Raw genomic sequence first — 25,194 nt, 5'->3', positions numbered from 1 at the left:
GCGGGGTCGTTGAACCAAACAGCGCCCGCGTCCCCGGTCCTTGCCCGCGAGGTCACTTCTTCGGCGTGATGGTCACCGGCACCCGCACCGGCATCCCGGGCGCCGCGCCCGCCGACACCGAACCGGTGATCTCGCCGCCGGTGGCCTTGGGCCCGGCCAGCACCCGGAAGAGGAACGTCACCGACTCGCCGGGCGCCAGCCCGGCCTCGGCCTCGCACGTCACGGTGCCGCGGCCCGCGGGGCAGGGGACCTGCACCTGGCCGTCGGCGCCGTCCAGGGCGACCAGCCGCCTGCCGACCAGGCCGTTGCCCGCGCCCACCACCCGGACGTCGTCCGGCAGCGACAGCGTGACCACCGGCGGCGGCAGCGGCGTCGAGCCGGTGTTGCGCACGATCACCGGCAGCGGGGTGGGCGGCCCGCCGGTGTCGGTGGAGAGCCCCGCCGGCGCGGTCGGGGTGAGCCGGTCGCCGGGGGGCTCGGCGGCGGGGGTGGTGGCGCCCGCGCCGGTCGTGGTCGTTGCCGGGGGGAGCACCACCGGTGGGGAACCACCGGTGGTCGCCAGGCCCGGGACGTCGGTCGGCGAGCCGCCGGGGGACGACGTGCTGCCGGCCGGCGGCTGCCACGTGGCGGTCGCGGTGGGCACGAAGCCGTTGGCGACGGTCGGGGTCGGGTCCGCGCCGAGCCCCGGCACCACCTCGTCCCGGGTGGCCGTGCCGGACACCACGACGACCGCCACCGCCACCGCGGAGGCGGCGGCACCGAGCCACTGCGCGGCCGAGGAGGTGGTGCTCCCCACCGCGCCACCCACCGCGCCACCGCCGATCGCGGTGCCGCTCGCCGCGGTGCCGCCCGCCAGGGCGTTGCCCGCCGCGGCACCGCCGGCCGCGGCGCCCCCGGCCGCGGCACCGCCGGCGAGGGCGGCCGAGCCGGTGCCGGCGGACGCCAGGTAGCCGGACGCGCCCACCCCGAGCACCAGGGGCGCGACCACGCCGCGCAGCGCGCCGCTGACGTCGGCCAGCTCGGCGGCCAGCGCGCGGCAGGCGGGGCACTCGTCCAGGTGCGCCTCGACCTGCGCGCTCTCCCTGACGGACAGCCCGCGCCGGGTCCAGGCGCCCAGCCGGGACACCGCGGCCCGGCAGCGCCCGCCGGGGTTCTGCTCGACGTGCGCCTGGAGGTACGCCTTGCGCAACCCCTCGCGGGCCCGGTAGGCCATCGCGGACACGCCGTTGGCGGTCAGCCCGAGCAGCGGGGCGACCTCGGCGTGCGACTGCCCCTCGACCTCGGTGTGCCACAGCACGGCCCGCCACCGCTCCGGCAGGCTGGCGAACGCGCGCGCGGCCAGCGACCGCTCCAGCTCGGCCACGGCGGTGTCGTGGAACGGCAGGCTGGCCACCCGCTCGACCCCGGACACGGCCTCCACGTCGCCCGCCAGCTCCAGCCTGCGCTCCTGCCGCGTCCGGTCGTAGGCGGTGTGGCGCAGGGCGGTGAGCAGGTAGGGGCGGAACGCCGAGTCGGGGCCCCGCCCGGCCCGCAGGGCCATCAGGACCTTCGCGAAGGCGTCCGAGACCAGGTCGTCGGCCTCCACCGGCGAGCGGGAGAGCTGCCGGGCCAGGGTGCGCGCCGCGCCCACGTGCCGCGCGTACAGCTGCCCGTAGGCCCGGGTGTTGCCGTCGCGCACGGCCGCGATCAGCTCGGCGTCCGAGGACGCGCTCCCGCCGCCGGTGCCGCCGTCGCCTGTGTGGCCCGCGTTGCCGAGGCCGCCGCCCGCGTCGTCGGTGCCCCCGTCCAGCGCCCGGTCGAGGCCGGCGCGCAGGACGTCCGGGTCGGCCGCCCGCCACTCGTCGACGTCACGCCCGTCCGGTTGCCCGAGCACCGATCGCCCCCTTTTGGATGCGGTGTGTCATGAGCGTTCGGCCGAACCCTATACAGGCGGGCACCGTTCCACCGCACGAGTCTCGGGGGTAAGGGGTGGTCTCAGCCCCGCGGCCGCCCTTCTGCGGTCCGCGTGGAACCGTAGGTCGTGGCGTGCACTACGGCAATCCACACCAGCGCGAGCAGGACGCTGCCCAGGACGTCGGTCGGGTGGTGCAGGCCCGTGTAGAGGCGCTGCGCCGCGACGACCGCGGGCACCGCCGCCGCGACCACCAGCACCGGCACCCGCCACCAGCCGCTCGCGGCGCGCCTGACCAGCAGCACCACCGCGGCGCCGAGGACCAGCGACGCGGCCACGTGGCCGGAGGGGAACGCCGAGGTGGGCGGCACGTCGCTGGGGATGCGGGACGCGGGCCGGGCGCGCTCCACGACCGAGGTGATGAGCAGGAACAGGGTGACCTCGCCGACGAGGCCGAGGACGACCAGCAGGACGGGGCGCCAGTCGCGCGTCCCGGCCAGGGCGAGCACGCACACCACGACCGCCGCCGCGACCACCGGCCCGGTGCCGGTGGCGTCGCCGATCGGGACCAGCAGCGCGTCCCGCTCGGGGGTGCGCAGGCCGGCGAACCACTCGACCACCGCCCGGTCCCACGCGGGCGGCACGTCCGGGCCCGCGGCGGTCAGCCAGGAACCCAGCGCGAACAGCGCGACCAGCAGCAGCGCCCAGGCCACCAGCAGGCGCGCCGCGGCCCGCCACGCGCCGCCCGGCACGTGCACCCGCTCGGGCGCCGGTTCGAGGTCGCCCGCCGCCTCCGGGACCAGGCCGTGCGACACCGGCACGTCCGGCATGCCGCGGTCGCGCCGCCACCGCCGGAACACCTCGGTGGTCAAAGCCAGCCACAGCAGGCCCAGCAGCCAGCCGCCCAGCACGTCGGTCGCGTAGTGCACGCCCAGCGCCACCCTGCTCAGGCCCACCGCGAGCACGACCGCGACGGTCAGCCAGGTCAGCGCGACGCGGCCGCGCGGCAGCGAGGCGAACACCAGGAGCAGCACGCCGTAGGTGACCGTGGCGCCCAGCGTGTGCCCGCTGGGGAAGCTGAACCCCTCGGCCCGCGCGACCTCGACCTCCACCAGCGGCCGCAGCCGGCCGACCAGCTCCTTGACCACCACGCCCAGCACGCCGCCGCCGAGCGCGGTGACCACCACGTGCACCGCGACCCACGGGCGGCGGCGCACCAGCAGCCAGGCCACGGCCAGGGTGCACACCCCGACCAGCGTGGCGGTGTCGCCCAGCCGCGTGACCGCGCCCAGCACGGCGACGGTGGTGCCGGAGCCCGAGACCCAGCGGTTGAGCAGGGCGGAGAGCGCCTGGTCGGCCTCGCGCACGGGCGCCCAGCCCGACCACACCAGGGCCAGCACCGCGAAGAAGGCGGTACCGGCCGTGCTCGCGGCGATCAGGGACACCGCGCTGCGCACCGCGAACTTCTCCGCGGTGACGACTGTTCGCCGGTCGAGGCTGCTGGTAGTCACGAACTGATGTTGCCCGAACCGGCGGGCGCGCAATCCTGCCGCACCGCCCCGAGCACCCCAGGAGGCGCCCGTGTCGCCGCACGCAGCGGAATTCCACCCCGGTCGGCCCGTCGTGCTCCGCGGCGCCACCGTGGTCACCATGGACCGGGCCGGCGTGCTCGACGGCGCGGACGTGCTCGTGGTGGGCGAGCGCGTCGCCGCGGTGGGCCGGTTCCTGGAGGCGCCGCCGGAGGCGGTGGAGGTCGACGCCCGCGGTGGCATCCTGATGCCGGGCATGGTCGACACCCACCGGCACATGTGGCAGGCGTTGTTGCGCGGTCTGGGCGCGGACTGGACCCTCGGGCAGTACTTCACGTTCTTCTACCTGGACCACGGGGCGGTGTTCCGACCGGAGGACATCCACGCCGGCAACACCCTGGCCGCGCTGGAGGCGTTGGACGCCGGGGTCACCACGACGCTGGACTGGTCCCACGGGTTGCGCACGCCCGAGCACGCCGACGCGGCGGCGGACGCGCTGGGTGCCGTGCCCGGTCGGTTCGTGCTGGGGTACGGGAACCTGGCGGGGGCGCCCTGGGAGTGGGCGAGGAGTTCGGGGTTCCGGTCGTTCGTCGAGCGGCGGGCGGGGGAGTTCGAGGGGGTGCAGCTGGCGTTCGACGTCACCGGTGAGCCGGGGTTCCCGGAGCGGGCGGCGTTCGAGGTGGCGCGCGAGCTGGGGTTGCGGGTGACCACCCACGCGGGGGTGCGGGGCGCCACCAACGACGACGGCATGCGGTTGATGTGGGAGCACGGGTTCATGACGCCGTCGGTCACGTACGTGCACGCGGCCACGTTGTCGGCGGAGGCTTATCGGTGGATCGCCTCTTCCGGTGGGCACGTGTCGGTGTCGGCGGAGAGCGAGTTGAACGCGGGGCAGGGGTATCCGCCCACCTGGTTGTTGCGCCGGTACGGGATTCCGGTGTCGTTGTCGGTGGACAGCGGTGCCTGGTTCAGCGGGGACCTGTTCGCCGCCATGCGGGCCACGGTGTCGGCTGACCGGGGGCGGGCGCACCTGGAGGCGCACCGGGAGGGCGAGACGTTGGCGCGCAACGCTTTGGGGGTGCGGGAGGTGGTGCACTGGGCGACTGTCGGTGGGGGGCGGGCGCTGGGGTTGGACGTGGGGGTGGTGGCGGCGGGAGCGCCGGCGGACCTGGTGCTGGTCAAGAACGACCGGTCGCCGGCGATGTTCCCGGTGTTGAACCCCTACGGGCACCTGGTGTTCCAGGCGCAGCGCGGTGACGTGCACACGGTGGTGGTCAAGGGGCGCGTGGTGAAGTACGAGCACCGGATGTTGAATGTTGACATCGAGGCGGCGCGGGCGGCGGTGCTGGCTTCGGTGGAGCACGTGCGGGCGGCGGTGGGGGAGGACGCCTGGCGGGAGGCCGGGGGGTGGGGGAGCGCGGGGAGCCGAGGGGGTGCGGGTGGTTCGGGCGGCGCGGGTGGCTCGGGCAGTGCGGGGGAGCGGCGGGTGGAAAGCCCTTACACGTATCGGGGTGATGTCTGACCACTCGGCTTGGCTGTGCCCGATGGACTGACTTCGGGTGCGGGCGGCGAGTCCCGCCCGCACCCGGTCGCCGTGCCCCACACCGCTTTCCGGGCCGAGGGGTCACTTGTCGCGCGGGTAGGTCCTCTCCACCTCGCCCTTCAGGTTCGCCCGCAGGTACGCGGCGCCGTAGTCGTCGAGCAGGTACACCTTCAGCGACGGGGTCCCGTCGATGATGTCGGTGTCCACGATCACGTACCGCATGGTCGGCTGCGGCACCCCCAACTCCTTGTTCGCCTGCTCGAACAGCGCGGGCAGGGCGTCCCAGTTGACCTCGTTCAGGTCCAGCACGGCGCGGTCGGCGTCCACCCCGTCCGGGCCCTGCCTGGTGGCCTTGCCGCCCTTGTACTCGAAGTCGTCGAAGCCGTGCGCGACCGCCGCGGTCGGGGCGACCGCCGACGCGCGCTCCGGCCACAGCGTCAGCTCGGACACCTTGGTGCCGCCCATCGCCTCGCCCAGCGCACCGACCGCTTTGCGCGCACCGGCGGGCGTGAGCAGGTCGTCCTTCACCGCTTCGGCCACCGTGGTCGTCGGGCCGGTGGGCAGGTCGGCGTTCTGCTGGACGGTCGGCGCCGTGGCCGACGAGCCCGTGCGGGAGTTCGCCGTGGTGTCCGCGTCCTTCATGCGCACCACCAGCACCGCGACCGCGACGATCAGCGCCACCCCGACCAGTGAGAGCACCACGGCGCCCGTCCGCTTGCGCGGCAGCGGGGTCGGGTGGGGCTGCGGGTAGCCGTGGGGGTGCGAACCGCCGGACGGTGCCGGCGTCGGTCCTGACTGCCACCGGGGGTAACCCGCCCGGCCCTGGGGGCCGCTCTGCGACCCTGGGACGGCGAAACCCGCCGGGGTGGGTGGTCCGGGGTACGCCCCCGGGTCGCGCTCGGCCGCGGGGAAACCGGCCGGGGTGGGTGGTCCGGAGAACGCCCCCGGGTCGCGCTCCGGCACGGCGTAACCCGCCGGGGTCGGCGGTCCCTGGAACACCCCCGGATCGCGCTCGGCCGCGGCGAACATCTGGTCCAGCACCTCGCCGCTGGGCCGCTCGGCCGGGTCGTTGCGCAGGGCCGCGTTGAGCGCGGGCGCGAGGGCGCCCGCGCGCCGCGGCGGGGGGACCGGCTCGGTCATCACCGCGGCGAGGGTCGCCATCGTGCTGGCGCGGCGCATCGGGTGGTACCCCTCGACCGCCACGTACAGCAGCATCGCCAGCGACCACAGGTCCGACGCGGCGTGCGTCTCGTCGCCGCGCAGCCGCTCCGGGGCGATGTACTCCGGGGACCCGATGACGTCGCCGGTCGCGGTGAGCTGGGTCGCGCCCTGGAGGGCGGCGATGCCGAAGTCGGTGAGCACGGCGCTGCCGTCGGTCCGCAGCAGCACGTTGCCCGGCTTGACGTCGCGGTGCATCACGCCCGCGGAGTGGGCCGAGCGCAGCGCCGCGAGCACGTCCCGCCCGACCCGCGCCGCCTCGGCCGGGGTGAGCACGCCCTCGTCCAGCCGCGCGTCCAGCGACGTGCCGCGGACCAGCTCCATGACGATCCACGGGTACGGCGAGTCGGCCGACTCGATGATCTGGTAGATCGACACGACGTTCGGGTGCTGCAGGCGGGCCAGCGCGCGGGACTCGCGCAGCACCCGCTCCCGCAGCTGGGCGGCCACGGCGGGGTTGCCCTCGACCTGGTCGGCGTCGGCCGGGCGGACCTCCTTGATGGCCACCTCGCGGTGCAGCCCCAGGTCCAGGGCGCGCCAGACCGTGCCCATCCCGCCGCTGCCCAGCCTCTCCAGCAGCTCGAACCGGCCGTCGACGATCCGCCCGGTGTGCTCTCGCTCAGACACCGCATCACGCTAGCAACCGACCACCCGGGCCCCGGGAACCGGCGGTACCCCTCGCCCGCCGGTGCCCCGCTGATCGACACGGGTGTCGGCGAACACAGCGCGAAGGGTTGATAGGACTCCTAACAACCTGACATGATCTCGGCGTCGGCACGACACCGCGTCGGCACGGCGACGTAGGAGGTCCAGGTGGGGGCGATCCGGCACGAAGACCCCGATCCGGTGGCCGGCGGGCGGGTGCTGGTCGTGTCCACCGGGACCGTGCGGCCACTGCCCTGGCACGGGCGCACCGTGGCTTCGGGCATCGCCAAGACCCCGGTCCGCGGGCCGGTCGAGGTCACCCGGCTCGGCCTGGCCGGCGACGAGCAGGGCGACCGGGAGCACCACGGCGGCCCGGACAAGGCGGTCCTCGTCCACCCGGGCGAGCACTACCGGGAGTGGGCCCGGCAGCTCGGCGACCTCACCGCGCCGGCGTTCGGCGAGAACCTCACCACCGAGGGGGTCCTGGAGGACGACGTCGTGCTGGGCGCGGTCTACGCCGTCGGCACGACCGTGCTCGAAGTGACCCAACCGCGCCGCCCCTGCTTCAAGCTGGCCGCCCACCACGGCGTCGAGGACATGGCGGTGAGGACCCAGCGCACCGGCAGGACCGGGTTCTACTGCCGGGTGCTGCGCCCCGGGCTGCTGGCCGCCGGCGACCGCCTCGAACCGCTCTTCCGGCCCCGGCACGGCATCACCGCCGCCGAGGTGCACCGCGTGCTCAACGTCGACCGCGCCGACCGCGCCGCGGCCCGCTTCCTGCTGGAGCACCCCGAAGCGCTGCCCACCGCCTGGGTCGGCCTGCTCCGCAAGCGCCTCGACGGCCACGTCGACGACCAGGCACCGCGCCTGCACGGCTCGCCGCCGGCGAACCCCTGAGCCACACCGGAACCGCGCGGTCGGGCGCCACGGCCCCGACCGCCCCCGAACGAGGCGCACCCGCGTGCTCGCGGCAACACCCCCTCCACGACAGGAGCACCACCATGTCCCGAGTCCGACTGACCGACCTCCAGGACGCCCCCGCCGAGTCCAAGCCCCTGCTGGACGACATCACCGCGGCGTTCGGCGTCACCCCGGCCATGTTCAGGGCCGTCGCCAACTCGCCCGCCGCGCTGAAGATGATGTGGACCGGCTTCGGGGCGCTCGGTGGCGGGCGCCTGGGCGCGGAGCTGGGCGAGCAGGTCGCCGTGCTCGTCGCCGACCGCAACGCCTGCGAGTACTGCCTGGCCGCCCACACCGCCCTCGGCCGGAAGGCGGGCGTCTCCGCGGAGGACATGCGCCGGGCGCAGGCGGGCCACTCGCACGACCCGCGCACCGCCGCCGCGCTCGGCTTCGCGGCCAAGCTGGTGGAGGACCGCGCGCAGGTGACCGACGCCGACGTGGAGGCGCTGCGCGCGGCCGGCTTCGACGACGAGGAGGTCGTGGAGCTGGTGGCGCACGTCGCGCTCAACCTGTTCACCAACTACGTCAACGTCGCCCTGGGGGTCCCGCTCGACTTCCCCGGGGTCGCGCTGCGCAAGTCCGCCTGATCCGGTGCCGGGTGGGCGGCGCCCCGCTCGCCGCCCACCCGGCACGTATCATTCGGGGCGATTAGGAGTCCTACGCGCGAAGCGGGTGGCATGACCGAGCACGAGGTCGCGGCCGGCGGCACGCCTGACCTGGACCGACGACTGGCCGACGCGGTCGAGCGGCTCGGGCACGGCCTGCGCTCGCTCGCCCAGCGCACCGCCCGGGAGCACGGCCTGACCCCGTTGCAGCAGCAGGCGGTGCTCGCGCTGGCCCGGCAGCCGGGGATCCGCCGCGAGGTGAGCGCCCTGGCCGCCGAGTTCGACGTCACCACGCCGACGATGTCCGACGCCGTCAGCGCGTTGGAGCGCAAGGGGCTCGTGGGCCGGTCGCCGGGCCGCGACGGGCGTCGGCGGCTGCTCACCCTGACCGCCGGGGGCGACGAGGTGGCGCGGCGGCTGCAACCGTGGGACGGGCCGCTGCTCACGGCGCTCGAAGGGGTGCCGGCCGCGGACCGGGCGACCACGCTGGGCAGCCTGCTCCACGTGATCGCGGAGTTGCAGCGCCAGGGCGTGGTGAGCGTCGCGCGGACGTGCCCGAGCTGCCGCTTCTTCGGCGCCAACACCTACCGCGACCCCGTGGCGCCCCACCACTGCCACCTGCTGCGCATCCCCCTGCCGCTGGCGGACCTGCGGGTCGACTGCCCCGAGCACGAGCCGGCCGCCACCTGACGCCGCGGCCCGGAGCCGGGAAGTTGCTTAGCCTAATATAGTAATTGGGTGACCGCGGTCGACGCACCCACCGCGCGGCTGGACCGCCGCGGCCGGCTGGTCGTCCTGGCCATCTGCTGCACCAGCCTGTTCATCGTCGGCCTCGACAACACGATCGTGAACGTCGCGCTGCCCGCCATGCGCCAGGACCTGGGCGCCCCGCTCTCCGGCCTCCAGTGGATCATCGACGCCTACACGGTGGTGCTGGCGAGCCTGCTCGTCCTGGCCGGCTCGACCGGCGACCGCATCGGGCGGCGGCGCACCTTCCGGGCCGGGCTGGTGCTGTTCACGCTCGGCTCGCTGCTGTGCTCGCTCGCGCCCGGGCTCGGGTGGCTGGTCGCGGCGCGCGCGGTGCAGGCGGTGGGCGGGTCCATGCTCAACCCGGTCGCCATGTCGATCATCACCAACACGTTCACCGAACCCCGGGAACGCGCGCGGGCCATCGGCGTGTGGGGTGGTGTGGTCGGCATCAGCATGGCGCTGGGGCCGGTGCTGGGCGGCGTGCTGGTCGCGGCGGTGGGGTGGCAGGCCGTCTTCTGGATCAACCTCCCGGTCGGGCTGGTCGCGTTCGCCCTGTGCGGCCGGTACGTGCCCGAGTCCCGCGCGCCGCGCGCCCGGCCGCTGGACGCGGTGGGGCAGGTGCTCGTCGTCGTGCTGCTCGTCGGCCTCACCTACGGGCTGATCGAGGCGCCGGCGGCCGGGTGGACCTCGGCGCAGACGCTCGGCTGCTTCGCGGTGTCCGCGCTGGCGCTGGTCTGCCTGGTGCCCCACGAGCTGCGCCGGCCGGAACCGCTGATCAACCCGAGGTTCTTCCGCAGCGCGCCGTTCGCCGGTGCCACGGGCATCGCGGTGTGCGGGTTCGCCGCGCTGGCCGGGTTCCTGTTCCTGAACACCCTGCACCTCCAGGAGGTGCTGGGCCTGTCCGCCCTGCACGCGGGCCTGCTGACCCTGCCGATGGCCGGGCTGACGGCGGTGTGCGCGCCGCTGTCCGGGCGGTTGGTGGGCGGCGTCGGGCCGCGCGTTCCGCTGCTCGTCGCGGGGGTGGGGATCACCGCGAGCGCACTGGTGCTCACCGGGTTGTCGGCCGACACACCCCTGTGGCAGATCATTACCTCGTACGTGTTGTTCGGCATCGGGTTCGGCATGCTCAACGCGCCCATCACCAACACGGCGGTGTCCGGGATGCCGCGCGCGCAGGCGGGTGTCGCCGCGGCGGTCGCCTCGACCAGCCGCCAGGTCGGCCAGTCCCTCGGCGTGGCCGTGATCGGCGCCGTGGTCACGTCGGCCGCTCGTGGGCCGTTGAGCGTCGGGTTGCCCCAGGTCGGGTGGTGGGTTGTCGCGGGTTGCGGTGGGGTGGTGCTGGTGCTGGGGGTGCTGACCACGGGGCGGTGGGCGCGGGGGACGGCTGAGCGGACGGCCGCGCGGTTGGGTGGCTGAGCGGTTGGGTGGCTGAGCGGTTGGGTGGGGCGGCGCGGGGCTGGTCAGCGCGGGGTTGGGCTGGGTGAGGTTGGGCTGGGTGAGGTTGGGGCGGGCTGGACTGGGCCGAGCGGGGCGCGGCGCGGCTGGGTGGGGCGGGGCTGGATTGGGTGGGGCTGGGTCGGGCCGAGCGGGGCGCGGCGGGGCGGCGCTGGATTGGGTGGGGCTGGACTGGGCCGAGCGGGGCGCGGCGCGGCGGGGTGGGGCGCGGCTGGGCTGGGCTGGGTCGGGCAGGTGGAGCCGGGTTGGGTCAGCGCGGGGTGGGCACCTCGCCATTGCCCACCAGGGCGACCTCGACGCCGCGCCACCCCTTCGCCCACCCGGCGGCGATCCCGGCGAGCGCTGAAGCGGGCACCGGGCGACGGCCCAGGCCGATCGCGAACCGCACCGCGTCCGCGTCGCGCGCGATGGGACGGGGCCAGGCGTGGGCGTCCGGCGCCAGGGCGGTGAGCAGGGCGCGCATCCGCCCGCGCACCGGCCCGACGAGGTCGTGCGGCACCGTCACCACGGCCCAGGTGGCGTGCAGGCGGTGCAGGTCGGGTGGGGACAGCAGTCGGCCGCCTGCCCCCGTGATCTCCCACGCCCGGTACAGCTCGGCTGTCAGCAGGTCGCGGAACCCGGTGGTGACCTGCTCGGTGCAGGAGCGCACGGGTGCGGTGGGGGTCAGGATCGTCATCGGCGCCCCGGTGCGGTGCGGCGGGGACGAGAGGGCGACCGGGTCGCGCCAGTCCCACGCGGCCCAGGTGGCGAAGAAGCCGCCTAGCGGGTCGGGGCCGTCGTGCTCGCGCGTGGTCAGCGCGGCCAGCACGGCCCAGCCCAGGCCCGGGATTCCGCCGAACGGCGCGGAGTCCAGGCCGCGCGCCCGTGCCCACGCCTTCACCTGGCGGGCCAGGCGCCGGAAGGCGTCCACCCGGTCACCGACGGCCGCCAGCACCGCTTCGGCATCGGTGATCGCGCTCAACGCCACCTCGCGGTCGGTCCTGCGATCGGTGATCGCGCCCGATGCCGTCTCGCTGTGGGTCCCCGCGTCCGGCGCCGCCCCGTCCGCCCCACCGACCAGGGCCAGGTCCACCCCGAGCCCGTCCACCACCAGCCGCAGCCCCGGTGACCGGGCGCCCACCACCGACCGCACCGAGGTCGCGCCCGGCAGCGCCTCCGCCACCCGCCCGGCCGCCACCGCCGGGTCCGGCACCACCGCCACCAGGTCCAGGTCGGCGTCGGGCAGCGCGCACCCCATCCGCCGCGAGCCCACCACGTGCACCTCGCCCAGCGCGGCCGCCACCGCGTCCAGCACCCGCCCGGCCACCCCGTCCACCGCGGGGCCCGGCGCCGTCGGCGGCTCGGCGAACCACGTCACCTCACCCGTGCCCAGGGCGACCGCAGCGCGGGGCAGCATCGGGCCGTCGCCGCGGCGGGACAGCACCACGAGCCGGTCCACGCGGTCCGACCACGCGCCGATCCCATCGGCCGCCTCCCGCGAACGGCCGACTGTCAGGTGCGGGGTGAAGTCCTTGGCGTACAAGGGAAATCTGTGTCGCAGCGCGTCGTGCAGAGCCGTCCACCGCTCGGTGCCCGCGGCGGCGGGGTCGAGCCACACCACGTCGCGCCGGAACTCCCGGACGCCCGCCACCCGCACGTCGAAGGCGGGCACCTCGGCGGCTGCGGCGGCGAGCAGGGGCACGGCGCGGTCGAAGTCGTGCTCCGGGGCGAAGCCGAACAGCAGGGTCACGTGCGCCGGCCAGCGGGTGGCGCGGTGGTCGTGCTCGCGGCGGACGCGGTCGACGTCCTCGCGCGCCGCCGGCAGCCACACCACCGCGGTCCGCGGCGTCGGGGGCGGCACCTCGGCGGGCGCTACCCGCACTGGCGTGCCGTGGTGGTCGGACGCGACCAGGTCGGCCGGTGCCACCCGCGCCAGCACGCCGTAGTGGTCCGACGCGAACAGGCCGGCGGCCGTGGGCGCGGTGCCCCGCAGCTCCGCGCCGACGCACCGGGGCCGGCCGCGCAGGAACACCCGGTCCAGCCGGGCCGCCCGGCCGGCCGGCGAGGACACCGCGGCCAGCGGGTTGGTCGCCGGGTCGAAGGTGGGCGGTTCGTCGTCGCGCGCCTCCGGCCACGCGTCGCGCGCCCCGAGCGCGGCGGCTGGCCGCGGCCCGCCGTCGTTGAAGTCGCCGACCAGCACCACGTCCCCGCCGACGCCGTCCAGGGCCTCGGCGATGCGGGTCAGCTGGCGGTCCCGCTCGGCGGCGCCACCGGAGGTGTGGTCGCTGGTCAGGTGCGTGGTGGCGACGAGGAGGGTGCCGACGACGATCGCGGCGACGGCCTTGTGCGGGCCGAGTGCCAGCCGCCCGGCCTCCAGCACCGGCAGGCGGCTGAGGATCACCAGGCCGGTGCGGTCGACGTCCGGGCCGGTCGGGTCGACGTCCGCGGTGTAGTCCGCCCGCACCCACGGCTCGGCCAGCAGCGCCGCCAGCAGGTCCGGTTCGACCTCTTGGAGCGCGATCACGTCCGCGTCGGCCGTCGCCAGCTCGGCCGGCAGCAGGGGGCGGCGGTTGGCGGTGTCGATGCGCTCGTGGTCGTAGCGGTCCCACAGCACGTTCCAGGTCAGCACGCGCACCTCGGCCGGTCCGACGTCCCGGGGCTCGGCGGGCTCGACACGCCGCGGCTCGGCGGGGCGCGGCTCCGCCGGGACCCAGCCGCGTCGCGGGTCCCAGGCGTGCGGGGTGCTCGCGGTGAACGCCGGCGCCCGCAGCCGCCGGGGCGCGCGCACCCGTCCCGCCTCCGTCGCGCCGACGCGGTCCAGCCCGGTCGCCCGGTCCCACACCAGCTCGCCGTCCGCCTCCACGAACAGCACCCGGTGCCACGGCACCTCGCCACCGGGCGTGAACGCGGGCAGGGCGATCCGCTCGGTCCGCCCGCCGCGCTGCCCGACGCCGAGCACGAACCTGGCCGGGTCCAGCCGCGGGTCCCAGCGGACCTGGTGGTAGACCTGTTCGCTGGTGCGCATCACGGCTCCCCGTCGTCGGTGTCGTCCACGGTGCCGGCCGGGCCGACGTACCAGGTGCGGTGGGCCTGCCACGGGTAGGGCGGGCTGAACCGGCGCGCCTGGGCGGCCAGGACGGCGGGTGGCACGGGGTGCGCCCGCGTGCGGTTGCGGTGGGCCGCGGTGCGTTCGTCGACCAGCACCACCGCGTGCGTCACCAGTGCGTTGTGCCGCCGGGCCACCGCGTGCACCGCGGACCGCTGGTGGTCCGACAGCGAGGTCGCGTCCCACACCACCGTGCCGCCCGCGCGCAGTGCCGCGTCGAGCCGGGCGAGCCCGGTGCGCAGCACCCGGCCGTTGTCCCGCTGGTCGGCCCGGTCGCCCGACTCGGCGCGCAGGTCGTCCAGCGACAGGTGCGCGGCCACCCCCGGCAGGCCCGCGGCGAACGTGCTCTTGCCGCTGCCCGACAAGCCGACGAGCTGCACCAGGACCGGGAAGTCGCCGGACCGCCACCGCCACGTCGCGGCCACCGCCTCGGCGGTGTCCAGCACCCGCCCGGCGCGCAGGCTCGCGTCCCGCGCCTCGGCCAGGCACCGGTCGGCGGCCGGGCCCCGGCCGAGCTGGGCGCGCAGGCCCGAGCGCAGGGGGTCCCAGGGCCGCACCTCCTCGGCGTGCAGGGCGGACCAGGCGACCAGGTCTCGCGCCTCGGGCGTGGGGGCGACCGCGGCGGACACCGCGTGCAGGGCCGTCAGGTCGACGGCGGTCGACAGGCGCAGCAGGCCCGCGGCGCGGGAGTCGTCCGGGAACGGCTCGTGCAGCAGGCGGTGCAGGCCGACCAGGTCGCCGGCCCGGCGTGCCACGCCGACGCCCGCGGCGGCCGGCAGCGGTGCCACCCGGCCGCGTGGGACGCGGTGCAGGGCGGCCGCGAGCACGGCCGCCAGCCGCGTGTCCCCGGTTCCCAGCGGGGTGGCGGCGACCTCCTCGGCGGCCACCAGGTCGATCCCGTCTCGCACGCCGACCGCCGCCACCGAGCCCGCCGAGCCGCCCGCGTTCCCGTCCCGCGCGCCCATCGCCGTCACCGAGCCGCCCGAGCCCGTCGAGCCGCCCGAGCCCGCCGAGCCGCCTGACCCGTCCAAGCCGTCCAAGCCACCCGAGCCGTTCACCCCGGCCGCCGCGAGCAGTGCCCGGACGTCGACCGCCGCACCCGATCGCACGTCCCACAGCACCGCCGCCGACCCCAGCCCGTTCGCCACCACCGGCGCGCTCGTCCAGTGCGCGTCGGTCCGGACGTGGTTCGGCCGCACCCACTTGGCCACCCGCCGCCCGAACTCGGGGTACCCGAACCCCTCCGCGGTCCGCACCACGAACCCCTCCTGCCGCTCGGTGTCGACCCGCAGCGCGCGCAGCGCCCGTTCGTCGAACACCCCGCGCCACAGCACCGGGGGAGTGGGCACGCCGACCGACCGCAGGAACCGCACCGTGCCGTCCCACCCCAGGCACCGGTCGCCGTCCCACACCGAGAAGCCGTAGAACCAGCTCTCCAGGTCGGTGTAGGCGATGGAGTGCCGGGCGTGGACGTTCTCCCCGCACACCCGCCACCCCGCGGGCAGCCTCGCCGCGATGCGCCCGTGCAGGCCCTTGACCCACGAGCGGGACGGGTGGTGCGCCGAGTCGAGCGAGCGGGCGTGCAGGCCGTCCGGGTACAGGGTGGTGTTCTCCCCGTCCAGCTTCTCGGTGACCACGACCTCGTGGCCGCGCAAGCCGGTCAGGTCGACGACCCGCACGTCGTCCGAGGAGGCACCCGGTGACCACGGGAGGTGCGGGGTGCGCGGGTACGGCACGCGCATGATCGCCTCCCAATGCCGGTTTCCCCGACAAAATAAGCATTCGAGCGGGGAACGGGCCACCTGTTTTCGGTGAAGTCCACTGTGTACGGTCGGCGTCGACCTCGCGCGCGCGGAACGGGACGGCGTCGGCCGGCCGCCCCGACTCCCGGGCTCCGGGTCCTCCTCGGGGGACCTCGACCCGGTCCCGCCGCCGGCCGGAGTTCCGCTCCGGGGAACCGGCTCACCGAGTCGAACAACCGCCGCGGGACAGGCGGGGCACGCCGTTCCGCAAGCCCCGAACCCCCGAACGCGACCATGATTCAGATCACTCAAATGGGCTAACCACGGGCCCTTCGGGCAAGTTAGGTTAGGCCAACCTAATGAATTCGTCGGTGAAGGGAGCGCCGGGTGGCCTCGTCGGGGCAGCGGGAGCCGGGTGTCGAGGGCAGGGTCGCCCTGGTCACCGGGGCCGCCCGCGGTATCGGGGCGGCCGTGGTGGACGTGCTGGTCCGCGCGGGCGCGACGGTCGTCGCGGTGGACGTGGACGCGGACGGCGTCGAGGAGGCCGCGGCGGGCTCGGGCGGGCGGGTGCACCCCCGCGCGGTGGACGTGGGGGACACCGCGGCGGTCGCGCGGCTGGTCGAGGACGTCGAGCGCGAGGTGGGCCCGATCGGCATCGGGGTCTCGGTCGCGGGCATCCTGCGGCCGGGCGCGGTGTGCGAGACCTCCGACGAGGACTGGGCGGCCACGTTCGCGGTCAACACCACCGGTGTGTTCGCCGTGCTGCGCGCGCTGGCGCGGAAGATGGTGCCGCGCGGGAGCGGTGCCCTGGTCACCGTGGGGTCCAACGCGGCCGGGGTGCCCCGGGTCGGGATGGCCGCCTACGCGGCCTCGAAGGCCGCGGCGACCATGCTGACCCACTGCCTGGGCCTGGAGCTGGCGGGCAGCGGCATCCGGTGCAACGTGGTGTCGCCCGGCTCGACCGACACGCCCATGCAGCGTCTGCTGTGGACGGACGAGGACGCGCCCGCCCGGGTGGTCGCCGGCGACCCGGAGCGGTTCCGGGTCGGCATCCCGCTGGGCCGCCTGGCCGATCCGGTGGACATCGCCGAGGCCGTGCTGTTCCTGGTCTCCGACCGCGCCCGGCACATCACCATGCAGAACCTGTTCGTCGACGGCGGCGCGACCCTGCGCGTCTGACCGGGTCGCACGCCTTCCGGAGCCTTCCTGAGCATTACTAAATTAGGCTAGGCTCGCCTAAGTAAAGAGTGTGTAACCCGACGCCGCCCCACGACCACCACCGAGCTCCGAAAGGGAAGCCCCGACGTGTCCTCACCTGCTCTGGTCCGGCCACACCCCGTGCACCGGGCGGCCGACCTGCTGGCCGCCTACCTGCCGGGGTCGTTCTACTACTCCTCCACCACCGGTTCGCTGCTCGCCGACGGCGTGCACGCGACCGTGCGGGCCCCGCACGGGACCCGGGCGCGCGCGGCGGCCGAGGCGCTGGACGCGGCGTCGGTGCTCGGGGTCGGGGACCCGGTGGTGGTCGGGGCGATCGGGTTCCGGCCGGACGCCGAGACCAGCCTGGTCGTGCCCGCCGTGGTGCGCCGCGCGGGGGCGCCGGGCACGGACGGCCCGGTGGCCGCCACCGGCTCGGCCTCGTGGTCGATCACGCCGCGGCCCGAGCCGGAGGTCTACGCCGAGGGCGTGCGCCGCGCGCTGGCCCTGATCGACGACGGCGAGCTGGGCAAGGTCGTCCTGGCCCGCTGCCTGGAGCTGACCGCGGACCAGCCGGTCGGCGTGCCCGCGCTGCTGACCCGGCTGGTGCGGCTGAACCCGGCCGCGCACGCCTTCGCCGTCGACGTCAGCGCGCCCGGCGACCCCGCGCCGCGCACCCTGGTCGGCGCGAGCCCCGAGCTGCTGGTCTCCCGGCGCGGCCACGAGGTCGTGGCCAACCCCCTGGCCGGCTCGCTGCCGCGCGTCGCGGACGAGGCCGAGAACCGCAGGCGCGTCGCGGCCCTGCTGGCCTCGGCCAAGGACCGGGCCGAGCACGCGCACGTCTCCGCCCAGGTCGCCGAGGTGCTGGGCCGGTTCTGCACCGACCTGGACGTGCCCGAGCCGACCGTGATCGGGACGCCGACCATGTGGCACCTGTCCACCCGGATCACCGGCAGGCTCGCCCGTCCCGACGACCCCGGCGCGTCCGCGCTGGCGCTGGCCGAGGCGCTGCACCCGACGCCCGCGGTGTGCGGGGTGCCGGTCGAGCGCGCCCGCGCCGCGATCGCCGAGCTGGAGCCCGAGGACCGCGGCTACTACTCCGGCCTGGTCGGCTGGACCGACGCGAGCGGCGACGGCGAGTGGGTGGTCACCATCCGCAGCGCCGAGGTGTGCGACCGGACCGTGCGGCTGTTCGCGGGCGCGGGCATCGTCGCGGGCTCCGACCCGGCCGCCGAGGTCGTCGAGACCAGCGCCAAGTTCCGCACCCTGCTGCGCGCCCTGGGGCTGGAGGTCTCCGCGTGAACGCCGACCACGTCCCCTGGCCGCCGGAGGTCGCGGCCCGCTACCGCGCCGCCGGGCACTGGCGCGGCCAGACCTTCGGCGCGCTGCTCACCTCGCTGCGCGCCGCCCACGCCGACCGCACCGCCGTCGTCGGCGAGCAGGGCGGCGGGCAGGTCCGCTGGACCTACGCCGACCTGGACGACCGGGCGCACCGGATCGCCGCCGGGTTGGTGGAGCTGGGCGTCCGCGCGGGCGACCGGGTCGTGGTGCAGCTGCCGAACGTGCCGGAGTTCCTGCCCGCGGTGTTCGGGCTGTGGCGGGTGGGCGCCTGGCCGGTGTTCGCGCTGCCCGCGCACCGCCACAGCGAGCTGCGGCACTTCGCCGAGCAGAGCGGGGCCGTCGCCGTCCTCACCGTCGACCAGCACGAGCGGCACGACCACGCGGCCACCGCGCGCGCCGTCGCCGCCGAGGTGCCCTCGGTGCGGCACGTGCTCGTCGTCGGGTCCGCGGAGTTCGCCGACCTGGCCGCCGCCGCGCCGCGCGAGCTGCCCGACCCCGACCCGGCCGGCGTGGCGTTCCTCCAGCTCTCCGGCGGCAGCACCGGGCTGCCCAAGCTGATCCCGCGCACCCACGACGACTACCTCTACAGCGTCCGGGAGAGCGCCCGGATCTGCGCGCTGCGCCCGGACAGCGCCTACCTGGCCGCCCTGCCGGTGGCGCACAACTACCCGCTCAGCTCGCCCGGTGTGCTCGGCGCGCTGCACGCCGGCGCGAAGGTCGTGCTGGCGCCGCGCCCCGACGCCGACACCGCGTTCCGGCTGATCGAGGCCGAGCGCGTCACCATCACCGGGGTGGTGCCGCCGCTGGCCGCCGCCTGGGTGCAGGCCGCCGCGCGCGGCGCGCACGACCTGTCCAGCCTGGAGGTGCTGCTCGTCGGCGGCGCCAAGTGCGGCCGCGAGCTGGCCGAGCGGATCGGCCCCGCGCTGGGCTGCCGGCTCCAGCAGGTGTTCGGCATGGCCGAGGGCCTGGTCTGCTACACCCGGCTCGACGACCCGGACGAGGTCGTGCTGTCCACCCAGGGCAGGCCGATCTCGCTCGACGACGAGATCCGCGTGGTCGACCCGGACGACCCGCGGGCCGCGTCGACCGCCGAGGTGCCGCCCGGCGAGGTCGGCGCCCTGCTGACCCGCGGCCCGTACACCATCCGCGGCTACTACCGGGCCGACGCGCACAACGCGACCGCGTTCACCCCGGACGGCTTCTACCGCACCGGGGACCTCGTGCGGCGCACGCCGACCGGGCACCTGGAGGTCGTCGGCCGGGCCAAGGAGCAGATCAACCGGGGCGGGGAGAAGGTGGCCGCCGAAGAGGTGGAGAACCACCTGATGGCCCACCCCGGCGTGCTCGACGCCGCCGTGGTCGCGGTGCCCGACGCCTACCTGGGCGAGCGGACCTGCGCCTACGTGGTGCCCGTGGCGGGCGCCGCGCCCACCGCCCCGGAGCTGCGCCGCTTCGTCCGGGACCGCGGCGTGGCCGCGTTCAAGGTGCCCGACCTGGTCCAGGTCGTCGAGGCGTTCCCGGTGACGGGCGTCGGCAAGACCAGCAAGCGCGAACTGCGGGCGGCGCTGGCCGCCCTGGCGAAGGAGGGGTGAGACGTGTCCCTGCCGGAGATCCGGCCCTACCCGATGCCCACCGCGGCCGACCTGCCCGCGGGCCGGGTGGCCTGGCGACCCGACCCGGCGCGCGCGGCGCTGCTCGTGCACGACGCGCAGCGCTACTTCCTGGCGCCGTACCGGGGCGCGCCGCTGCCCGAGATGGTCGCCAACACCGCCGCGCTGATCGCGGTGGCGCGGGAGCGGGGCATCCCGGTGTTCTACACCGCGCAGCCGGCCCGCCCGGAGGCCGCCGACCGCGGCCTGCTCACCGAGTTCTGGGGACCGGGCATCGGCGGGGTCATCGACGCCGACCCCGCCGCCGCCGACATCGTGACCGAGCTGGCGCCCGCGCCGGGCGACACCGTGCTGACCAAGTGGCGCTACAGCGCGTTCCAGCGCAGCACCTTCGGCGAGCAGCTCGACGAGCTGGGCCGCGACCAGCTCCTGATCACCGGCGTCTACGCGCACATCGGCTGCCTGGCCACGGCCGTGGAGGCGTTCATGCGCGACGTCCGGCCGTTCCTGGTGAGCGACGCGGTCGCCGACTTCTCCCGCGAGCGGCACGACCAGGCGTGCGAGTACGTCGCCCAGCGCTGCGGCGCCGTCACCACCACCGCCGACGCGCTCGCCGCGCTGTCGGCCCCGATCCCCGCCGGAGCCACCCGATGAGCAACCCCGACCAGCACGGCACCGAACCGCTGTCCGTCGAACGCGTCCGCGCCGACGTCGCCGACCTGCTGGGCGTCGCGCCCGCCGAACTGGAGCCGGACGCGGACCTGCTCGACCTCGGCCTGGACTCGATGCGGATCATGAGCCTGGTCGAGCGGTGGCGCGCCGCCGGCGCGACCGGCCTGGAGTTCGCGGACCTGGCCGAGGACCCGCGCCTGGAGCGCTGGGCCGAGCTGGTCGCCGGGACGCGCGCGTGAGCCGGGTCGACCACCGCGACCGGCACCTGGAGCGGATCGCCGAGGTCCGCGCGGGCCGCGCCGCGGAGAAGGTGGGCTACCCCATCCGCGTCCGCGCGGCCGAGGTCGTGCGCACCGGCCGGGTCGGCTCCGGGCTGCTCCGGGTCACCCTGGGCGGTCCGGGCACCGCCGGGTTCGAGGCCCACTCGCCCGACGAGCACGTGAAGCTGCTGTTCCCCGACCCGGACGGCACCCTGCGGCTGCCCGAGCCGAACGGGACCATGCTGCGCTGGCCCAAGCCGTCGCCGACCTCGCGCGAGTACACCGTGCGCCGCTACGACCCGGCGACCGGCGAGCTGGACATCGACATCGCCCTGCACGACGGCGGGCTGGGCGCGGACTGGGCGCGGTCGGTCGAGCCGGGCGCGGTGGTGCACGTCGCCGGTCCGCCCGGCGGGCTGATCGTGCCGCACAGCTACGACCGCTACCTGCTGGCGGGCGACCTCACCGCGCTGCCCGCGATCGCCCGGTGGCTGGAGGAGCTGCCGCGCACCGCGGCCGGCTGGGCGTTCGTCGAGGTCGCCGACGCGGGCGAGGAGATCGAGCTGTCCGCGCCCGAGGACGTCGAGGTGCACTGGCTGCACCGCGGCGACGCCCCGGCGGGCACCACCGACCTGCTGGCCCGCGCCGTGCGCGCCGGCGTGCGCGTCCCCGAGGGCGAGCGCGTCTACGCCTGGGTCGCGGGCGAGGCCGGTGCGATCAAGCCGCTGCGCCGCTGGATCCGCGACGAGCTGGGCCTGGGCAAGGCGGACCACGACGTCACCGGCTACTGGAAGCGCGGCGTCGCCGACTTCGACGACGACCACGACCACTGATCCCCCCAGAACCACCCGAGAAGAACGAAACCCCCGAGGAACGAGCATGTCCATCGCCAGATCCCCCCGCCTCGCCGCCGCGCTCGCGGTCGCCCTCGCCGTGGCCACCGGCTGCGGTTCCGCCGAGAGCGGCGACGCGCCCGCGGCCGGGACGACCGGGTCCGGGACCCGCGTGTTCACCGCCGACAACGGCGACATCACCATCCCGGTCTCGCCGAAGCGGGTGGTGGCCACCGGCTACGCGGTGCCCGCCCTGCTGGAGGCGGACGCGCCGCTCGTCGGGATCTCCACCTGGAAGCGCGGCGTGCCGCTGATGACCGAGGAGGACCTGAAGACCTACGAGGGCCTGGCCAAGGTCGCCGGCGAGTCCGCGGCGGAGACCAACTACGAGGCCATCGCCCAGGCCGACCCCGACCTGATCGTCATCGGCGTGCCCAAGCCGGTGCTGGCCGACATCGACCTCAAGCGGCTGGAGGCCATCGCCCCGGTCGTGGCCATCGGCCCGAGCGTGCCGTCGGCGTGGCGCGAGCTGTCCGAGAAGCAGGCCGACGCGGCCGGCGCGCTGTCCGAGTTCGACGCGGTGCGCGGCCAGTACGAGACCAAGGCCAAGGAGCTGGCCGACAAGTACAAGGACGTCCTGCCGAAGCTCAAGCTCGGTCACGTCGGCGCCTACGGCGAGGTCGCCAAGGGCAACTTCCAGCGCGAGTTCAACGGCTCCTGGGGCACCAACGTCGCCCAGGACCTCGGCGCCACCTACTACGGCCAGGTCAAGGTCAAGGGCGGCGGCTCCAAGGACGTCAGCGAGTACCCGTCGATCGAGGAGCTGACCGCCGCGTTCGGCGAGGCCGACGCCATCACCTACTCGGTCGCCGCCGACGGCTCGGTCCCGGCCGGCGTGCAGTACGTGCTGGACTCCCCGCTGTGGAAGGAGCTGCCCGCGGTCAAGGCGGGCAAGACCTTCCCGCTGCGCTACACCGAGGCCGCGACGTACCGGTCCGCGATCAAGACCCTCGAAGCCGCCGACCAGGCGTTCGCGCCGCTGCTGCAGAAGTGACCGGAACGCGCCGGCGGTCGGGCGCGCGGGTCGTCCTGCTCGTCGCCGCCCTCGTCCTGCTGGTCGGGGTGGCGGTGGTCAGCGTCGGCGTCGGCGCGCACGCCATCGCCCCGGCCGAGGTCGTCCGGGCGCTGCTGGAGCCCAACGGCTCCAGCGACCACCTCGTGGTCCGCGACATCAGGCTGCCCCGCGCGGTCCTGGCCGTCGGCGCGGGTGCCGCGCTCGCCGTGTCCGGCGTGCTGGTGCAGGTGCTGTCCCGCAACCCGCTGGCCGAGCCGGGCGTGCTCGGCGTGACCGCCGGCGCCGGGTTCGCCATCACGGTCGGCTCGGCGCTGGGCCTGACCGCCTCGGCGGCGGGCGAGCTGCTGCTCGCCGTCCTGGGCGCCGTCGCGGCGGCGCTGCTGGTCTACTCGGTCGGCCGCGGTTCCCCGCTGCGGCTGGTGCTGACCGGGGTCGCGCTCAGCTCGGTGCTGGCGGGCGTGTCCCTGGGCATGCGCCTGCTGCTGCCCGACGTGTTCGACGAGTACCGCTTCTGGGCGGTCGGCTCGCTGGCCGGCCGGGAGCAGGCCCCCAACGCGTGGCCGCTGCTGGTGATCGCGCTCGGCGTGCTCGGCGCGCTGCTGCTGAGCAGGCAGCTCGACGCCATCGCGCTCGGCGAGACCACCGCGCACGCCCTGGGCGCCAACGTGGCCCGGGTCCGGCTGGTCGCGCTGGTGCTGATCACCGCGCTGGCCGGGGCGGCCACGGCGGTGGCCGGGCCGATCCTGTTCGTCGGCCTGATCGTGCCGCACCTGGCGCGGCGCCTGGCGGGCGCGTCGGTGCCCTGGCTGACCGCGTACGCGGCGGTGCTCGGCCCGGTGCTGCTGGTGGTGTCCGACATCGGGTCGCGGGTGCTGCTGCCCACCGGCGAGGTGCCGGTGGCGATCGTGACCGCGTTCCTCGGCGGCCCGGTGCTGGTCTGGGCCGTCCGCCGGTACGGGGCGGCGCCGCTGTGAGCGCCGTGGTCCTGCGCCGGGGGCGGTTCTCGGCGAACGTGGAGCGCCGGACGCTGCTGCTGGTGGCCGTCATGGCGCTGGCCGTCGCGGGCCTGGGCCTGCTCGGGCTGTGCTACGGCGCGACCTGGGCGAGCCCGGCCAAGGTGTTCGAGGCGCTGGGCGGCGCGCGCGGCGGGTCCAACGTGGTGATCCGCGAGTGGCGGCTGCCCCGGGTGCTGGCGGGCCTGGTGTTCGGCGCGGCGCTCGGCGTGGCCGGCGCGATCTTCCAGAACCTCACCCGCAACCCCATGGGCAGCCCGGACGTGATCGGCCTCGACGCCGGCGCCTACACCGGCGCGCTGGTCGCGATCACCGTGCTGTCCGGCACGTCCGCGCAACTGGCGTTCGGCTCCGTGGTGGGCGGCGTCGTCGCGGCGGCCGCGGTCTACCTGCTGTCGCTGGGCGGCGGGCTGTCCGGGCTGCGGCTGGTGGTGATCGGCATCGCGGTCAACGCCACCCTCACCGCGGTCAACTCGTGGATCGTGCTGCGCGCGGAGCTGGAGGTGGCCATCGCCGCCGTGGGGTGGAGCGCGGGCTCCCTCAACGGCGTCGACTGGGCCGACCTGCGCATCCCGTTCGCGATCATCGCGGTGCTGCTCGTGCTGCTGGTCGCCCGGTCGTCCGCGGTGCACCAGGCGGCGCTGGGCGACGCCGTGGCCGCGTCCACCGGCGTCCACCTGGAGCGGCTGCGGTTGCAGATGGTGCTGATCGGCGTCGGCTGCACCGCGACCGTCACCGCGGTGGCCGGTCCGATCGCGTTCATCGCGCTGGCCGCGCCGCAGATCGGCCGCCGGCTGGCCCGCTCGCCCGGCATCCCGCTGCTGCCCGCCGCGCTCACCGGCGCCGTGCTGCTCCAGGGCGCCGACCTGCTGGCGCAGGTGTTGCTGGCGCCCGTGCCGCTGCCCGTCGGCGTCATCAGCACCGCCATCGGCGGCTGCTACCTGATCTGGCTGCTCATCAAGGAGGTGCGGCGCACGTGACCGCTCGCCTGACCGCGAGGGACCTGACCCTGCGCTACGGCGACCGGGTGGTGTCGACGCGGCTGAGCCTCGACATCCCCGACCGCGCCTTCACCGCCATCGTCGGGCCCAACGCCTGCGGCAAGTCCACGCTGCTGCGGTCGCTCGTGCGGCTGCTGCGCCCCGCCGAGGGGGAGGTGCGGCTGGACGACCGCGAGGTCGGCGCGTACCCGACCAGGGCGCTGGCCCGGGTGCTGGGCTTCCTGCCGCAGGACCCGGTCGCGCCCGAGGACATCCGGGTGCGGCAGCTCGTCGCCCGCGGCCGCTTCCCGCACCAGTCGCTGCTGTCCACGTGGTCGGAGCGGGATGAGGCCGCGGTGACCGAGGCGATGGTGCTCGCCGGGGTCGAGGAGCTGGCCGACCGGCCCGTGCAGCAGCTGTCCGGCGGGCAGCGGCAGCGGGTGTGGGTGGCGCTGGTGCTCGCCCAGGACACGCCCCACCTGCTGCTCGACGAGCCCACCTCGTTCCTCGACATCACCCACCAGTACCAGCTGCTGTCCCTGCTGGCCCGGCTGCGCGACGAGGGCCGCACCGTGATCGCCGTGCTGCACGACATCAACCAGGCGTGCCGCTACGCCGACCACCTCGTCGCCATGAGGGACGGGCGGGTGGTCGCCGAGGGCGCGCCGGGCGAGGTGGTGGACGCCGCGCTGCTCAAGGAGGTCTTCGACCTGCCCAGCGTCGTCGTGCCCGACCCCGTGACCGGCACGCCCATGGTCGTGCCCGCGCTGTAGAACCGCGCCGTAGAACC

General features: G+C 75.8%; 20 protein-coding genes. 15 read left to right on the top strand and 5 right to left on the bottom strand.

Features of this window, described 5'->3' with window-relative positions:
• Nucleotides 1-52: 52 nt before the first annotated feature.
• Together EKG83_RS32955 and EKG83_RS32950 are read right to left on the bottom strand one after the other, a co-directional pair.
• On the bottom strand, nucleotides 53-1,873 hold the full coding sequence (locus EKG83_RS32955; RefSeq protein WP_051766779.1) for a sigma-70 family RNA polymerase sigma factor: 1,821 nt from the start codon (nucleotides 1,871-1,873) through the stop codon (nucleotides 53-55).
• 101 nt (nucleotides 1,874-1,974) lie between these two features.
• Nucleotides 1,975-3,402: a phosphatase PAP2 family protein gene (locus EKG83_RS32950; protein ID WP_051766778.1), complete on the bottom strand. Its 1,428-nt coding sequence runs from the start codon at nucleotides 3,400-3,402 to the stop codon at nucleotides 1,975-1,977.
• A 139-nt stretch (nucleotides 3,403-3,541) separates the two neighbouring features.
• Here EKG83_RS32950 and EKG83_RS32945 point away from each other — a divergent pair, with 139 nt between their 5' ends.
• A complete protein-coding gene (locus tag EKG83_RS32945) occupies nucleotides 3,542-4,942 on the top strand; it encodes an amidohydrolase family protein (RefSeq protein ID WP_084717015.1) in 1,401 nt (466 codons plus the stop codon).
• A 102-nt stretch (nucleotides 4,943-5,044) separates the two neighbouring features.
• On the opposite strand, the gene EKG83_RS32940 is transcribed toward EKG83_RS32945, so the two are convergent.
• A complete protein-coding gene (locus tag EKG83_RS32940; protein WP_153278609.1) occupies nucleotides 5,045-6,808 on the bottom strand; it encodes a serine/threonine-protein kinase in 1,764 nt (587 codons plus the stop codon).
• Nucleotides 6,809-6,994: 186 nt separating this feature from the next.
• On the opposite strand from EKG83_RS32940, the gene EKG83_RS32935 reads away from it, so the two are divergent.
• From EKG83_RS32935 to EKG83_RS32920, 4 genes are all read left to right on the top strand, one after another.
• A complete protein-coding gene (locus tag EKG83_RS32935) occupies nucleotides 6,995-7,723 on the top strand; it encodes an MOSC domain-containing protein (protein ID WP_228122308.1) in 729 nt (242 codons plus the stop codon).
• Between the two features lie 104 nt (nucleotides 7,724-7,827).
• Nucleotides 7,828-8,373 carry a carboxymuconolactone decarboxylase family protein gene (locus tag EKG83_RS32930; RefSeq protein WP_033435036.1) on the top strand — a complete coding sequence of 182 codons (546 nt, stop codon included), beginning with the start codon at nucleotides 7,828-7,830 and terminating at the stop codon, nucleotides 8,371-8,373.
• A 90-nt stretch (nucleotides 8,374-8,463) separates the two neighbouring features.
• Nucleotides 8,464-9,081 carry a MarR family winged helix-turn-helix transcriptional regulator gene (locus tag EKG83_RS32925; RefSeq protein ID WP_051766868.1) on the top strand — a complete coding sequence of 206 codons (618 nt, stop codon included), beginning with the start codon at nucleotides 8,464-8,466 and terminating at the stop codon, nucleotides 9,079-9,081.
• 48 nt (nucleotides 9,082-9,129) lie between these two features.
• Nucleotides 9,130-10,557 (top strand): MFS transporter, encoded by a 1,428-nt coding sequence (locus tag EKG83_RS32920; RefSeq protein WP_228122307.1) that lies wholly within the window; start codon nucleotides 9,130-9,132, stop codon nucleotides 10,555-10,557.
• A 289-nt stretch (nucleotides 10,558-10,846) separates the two neighbouring features.
• On the opposite strand, the gene EKG83_RS32915 is transcribed toward EKG83_RS32920, so the two are convergent.
• Both EKG83_RS32915 and EKG83_RS49240 read right to left on the bottom strand, forming a co-directional pair.
• The gene (locus tag EKG83_RS32915) at nucleotides 10,847-13,600 is read right to left on the bottom strand and encodes an RNA repair domain-containing protein (RefSeq protein WP_033435037.1); all 2,754 of its coding nucleotides are present in this window, start codon (nucleotides 13,598-13,600) and stop codon (nucleotides 10,847-10,849) included.
• On the bottom strand, nucleotides 13,600-15,423 hold the full coding sequence (locus EKG83_RS49240; RefSeq protein WP_033435038.1) for an RNA ligase family protein: 1,824 nt from the start codon (nucleotides 15,421-15,423) through the stop codon (nucleotides 13,600-13,602). Before EKG83_RS49240 ends, EKG83_RS32915 begins: the two co-directional genes overlap by 1 nt.
• Nucleotides 15,424-15,810: 387 nt before the next feature.
• On the opposite strand from EKG83_RS49240, the gene EKG83_RS32905 reads away from it, so the two are divergent.
• From EKG83_RS32905 to EKG83_RS32860, 10 genes are all read left to right on the top strand, one after another.
• Nucleotides 15,811-16,602 carry a 2,3-dihydro-2,3-dihydroxybenzoate dehydrogenase gene (locus EKG83_RS32905; RefSeq protein ID WP_033435039.1) on the top strand — a complete coding sequence of 264 codons (792 nt, stop codon included), beginning with the start codon at nucleotides 15,811-15,813 and terminating at the stop codon, nucleotides 16,600-16,602.
• Between the two features lie 126 nt (nucleotides 16,603-16,728).
• Nucleotides 16,729-17,922: an isochorismate synthase gene (locus tag EKG83_RS32900; protein ID WP_033435040.1), complete on the top strand. Its 1,194-nt coding sequence runs from the start codon at nucleotides 16,729-16,731 to the stop codon at nucleotides 17,920-17,922.
• On the top strand, nucleotides 17,919-19,553 hold the full coding sequence (locus EKG83_RS32895) for a (2,3-dihydroxybenzoyl)adenylate synthase (RefSeq protein WP_033435041.1): 1,635 nt from the start codon (nucleotides 17,919-17,921) through the stop codon (nucleotides 19,551-19,553). The genes EKG83_RS32900 and EKG83_RS32895 overlap by 4 nt, the downstream gene beginning before the upstream one ends.
• Nucleotides 19,554-19,556: 3 nt before the next feature.
• Nucleotides 19,557-20,225 carry an isochorismatase family protein gene (locus EKG83_RS32890; RefSeq protein ID WP_033435042.1) on the top strand — a complete coding sequence of 223 codons (669 nt, stop codon included), beginning with the start codon at nucleotides 19,557-19,559 and terminating at the stop codon, nucleotides 20,223-20,225.
• Complete coding sequence (locus tag EKG83_RS32885; RefSeq protein ID WP_033435043.1) at nucleotides 20,222-20,482, top strand: phosphopantetheine-binding protein; 261 nt, start codon at nucleotides 20,222-20,224, stop codon at nucleotides 20,480-20,482. Before EKG83_RS32890 ends, EKG83_RS32885 begins: the two co-directional genes overlap by 4 nt.
• The gene (locus EKG83_RS32880; RefSeq protein WP_033435044.1) at nucleotides 20,479-21,336 is read left to right on the top strand and encodes a siderophore-interacting protein; all 858 of its coding nucleotides are present in this window, start codon (nucleotides 20,479-20,481) and stop codon (nucleotides 21,334-21,336) included. Before EKG83_RS32885 ends, EKG83_RS32880 begins: the two co-directional genes overlap by 4 nt.
• A gap of 46 nt (nucleotides 21,337-21,382) precedes the next feature.
• On the top strand, nucleotides 21,383-22,390 hold the full coding sequence (locus tag EKG83_RS32875) for an ABC transporter substrate-binding protein (RefSeq protein ID WP_033435045.1): 1,008 nt from the start codon (nucleotides 21,383-21,385) through the stop codon (nucleotides 22,388-22,390).
• On the top strand, nucleotides 22,387-23,385 hold the full coding sequence (locus EKG83_RS32870) for a FecCD family ABC transporter permease (RefSeq protein ID WP_033435046.1): 999 nt from the start codon (nucleotides 22,387-22,389) through the stop codon (nucleotides 23,383-23,385). Before EKG83_RS32875 ends, EKG83_RS32870 begins: the two co-directional genes overlap by 4 nt.
• Entirely contained in the window at nucleotides 23,382-24,404 is a 1,023-nt protein-coding gene (locus tag EKG83_RS32865; protein ID WP_211269284.1) for a FecCD family ABC transporter permease, read from the top strand. Before EKG83_RS32870 ends, EKG83_RS32865 begins: the two co-directional genes overlap by 4 nt.
• Nucleotides 24,401-25,177, top strand: coding sequence for an ABC transporter ATP-binding protein (locus tag EKG83_RS32860; protein WP_033435047.1), 777 nt, complete (start codon nucleotides 24,401-24,403; stop codon nucleotides 25,175-25,177). The genes EKG83_RS32865 and EKG83_RS32860 overlap by 4 nt, the downstream gene beginning before the upstream one ends.
• The last annotated feature ends 17 nt before the right edge of the window (nucleotides 25,178-25,194 follow it).

It is taken from the genome of Saccharothrix syringae (assembly GCF_009498035.1).
GTDB classification, from domain to species: Bacteria; Actinomycetota; Actinomycetes; order Mycobacteriales; family Pseudonocardiaceae; genus Actinosynnema; species Actinosynnema syringae.
This window is presented reverse-complemented; position numbering and strand designations above follow the sequence as displayed.

What these genes read in the sequence shown, in the direction of transcription:
- EKG83_RS32945 (WP_084717015.1), top strand. Translation starts at nt 3,542, where the DNA reads ATGGACCGGGCCGGCGTGCTCGACGGCGCGGACGTGCTCGTGGTGGGC.
- EKG83_RS32930 (WP_033435036.1), top strand. Translation starts at nt 7,828, where the DNA reads ATGTCCCGAGTCCGACTGACCGACCTCCAGGACGCCCCCGCCGAGTCC.
- EKG83_RS32925 (WP_051766868.1), top strand. Translation starts at nt 8,464, where the DNA reads ATGACCGAGCACGAGGTCGCGGCCGGCGGCACGCCTGACCTGGACCGA.
- EKG83_RS32915 (WP_033435037.1), bottom strand. Translation starts at nt 13,600, where the DNA reads ATGCGCACCAGCGAACAGGTCTACCACCAGGTCCGCTGGGACCCGCGG.
- EKG83_RS49240 (WP_033435038.1), bottom strand. Translation starts at nt 15,423, where the DNA reads ATGCGCGTGCCGTACCCGCGCACCCCGCACCTCCCGTGGTCACCGGGT.
- EKG83_RS32885 (WP_033435043.1), top strand. Translation starts at nt 20,222, where the DNA reads ATGAGCAACCCCGACCAGCACGGCACCGAACCGCTGTCCGTCGAACGC.
- EKG83_RS32875 (WP_033435045.1), top strand. Translation starts at nt 21,383, where the DNA reads ATGTCCATCGCCAGATCCCCCCGCCTCGCCGCCGCGCTCGCGGTCGCC.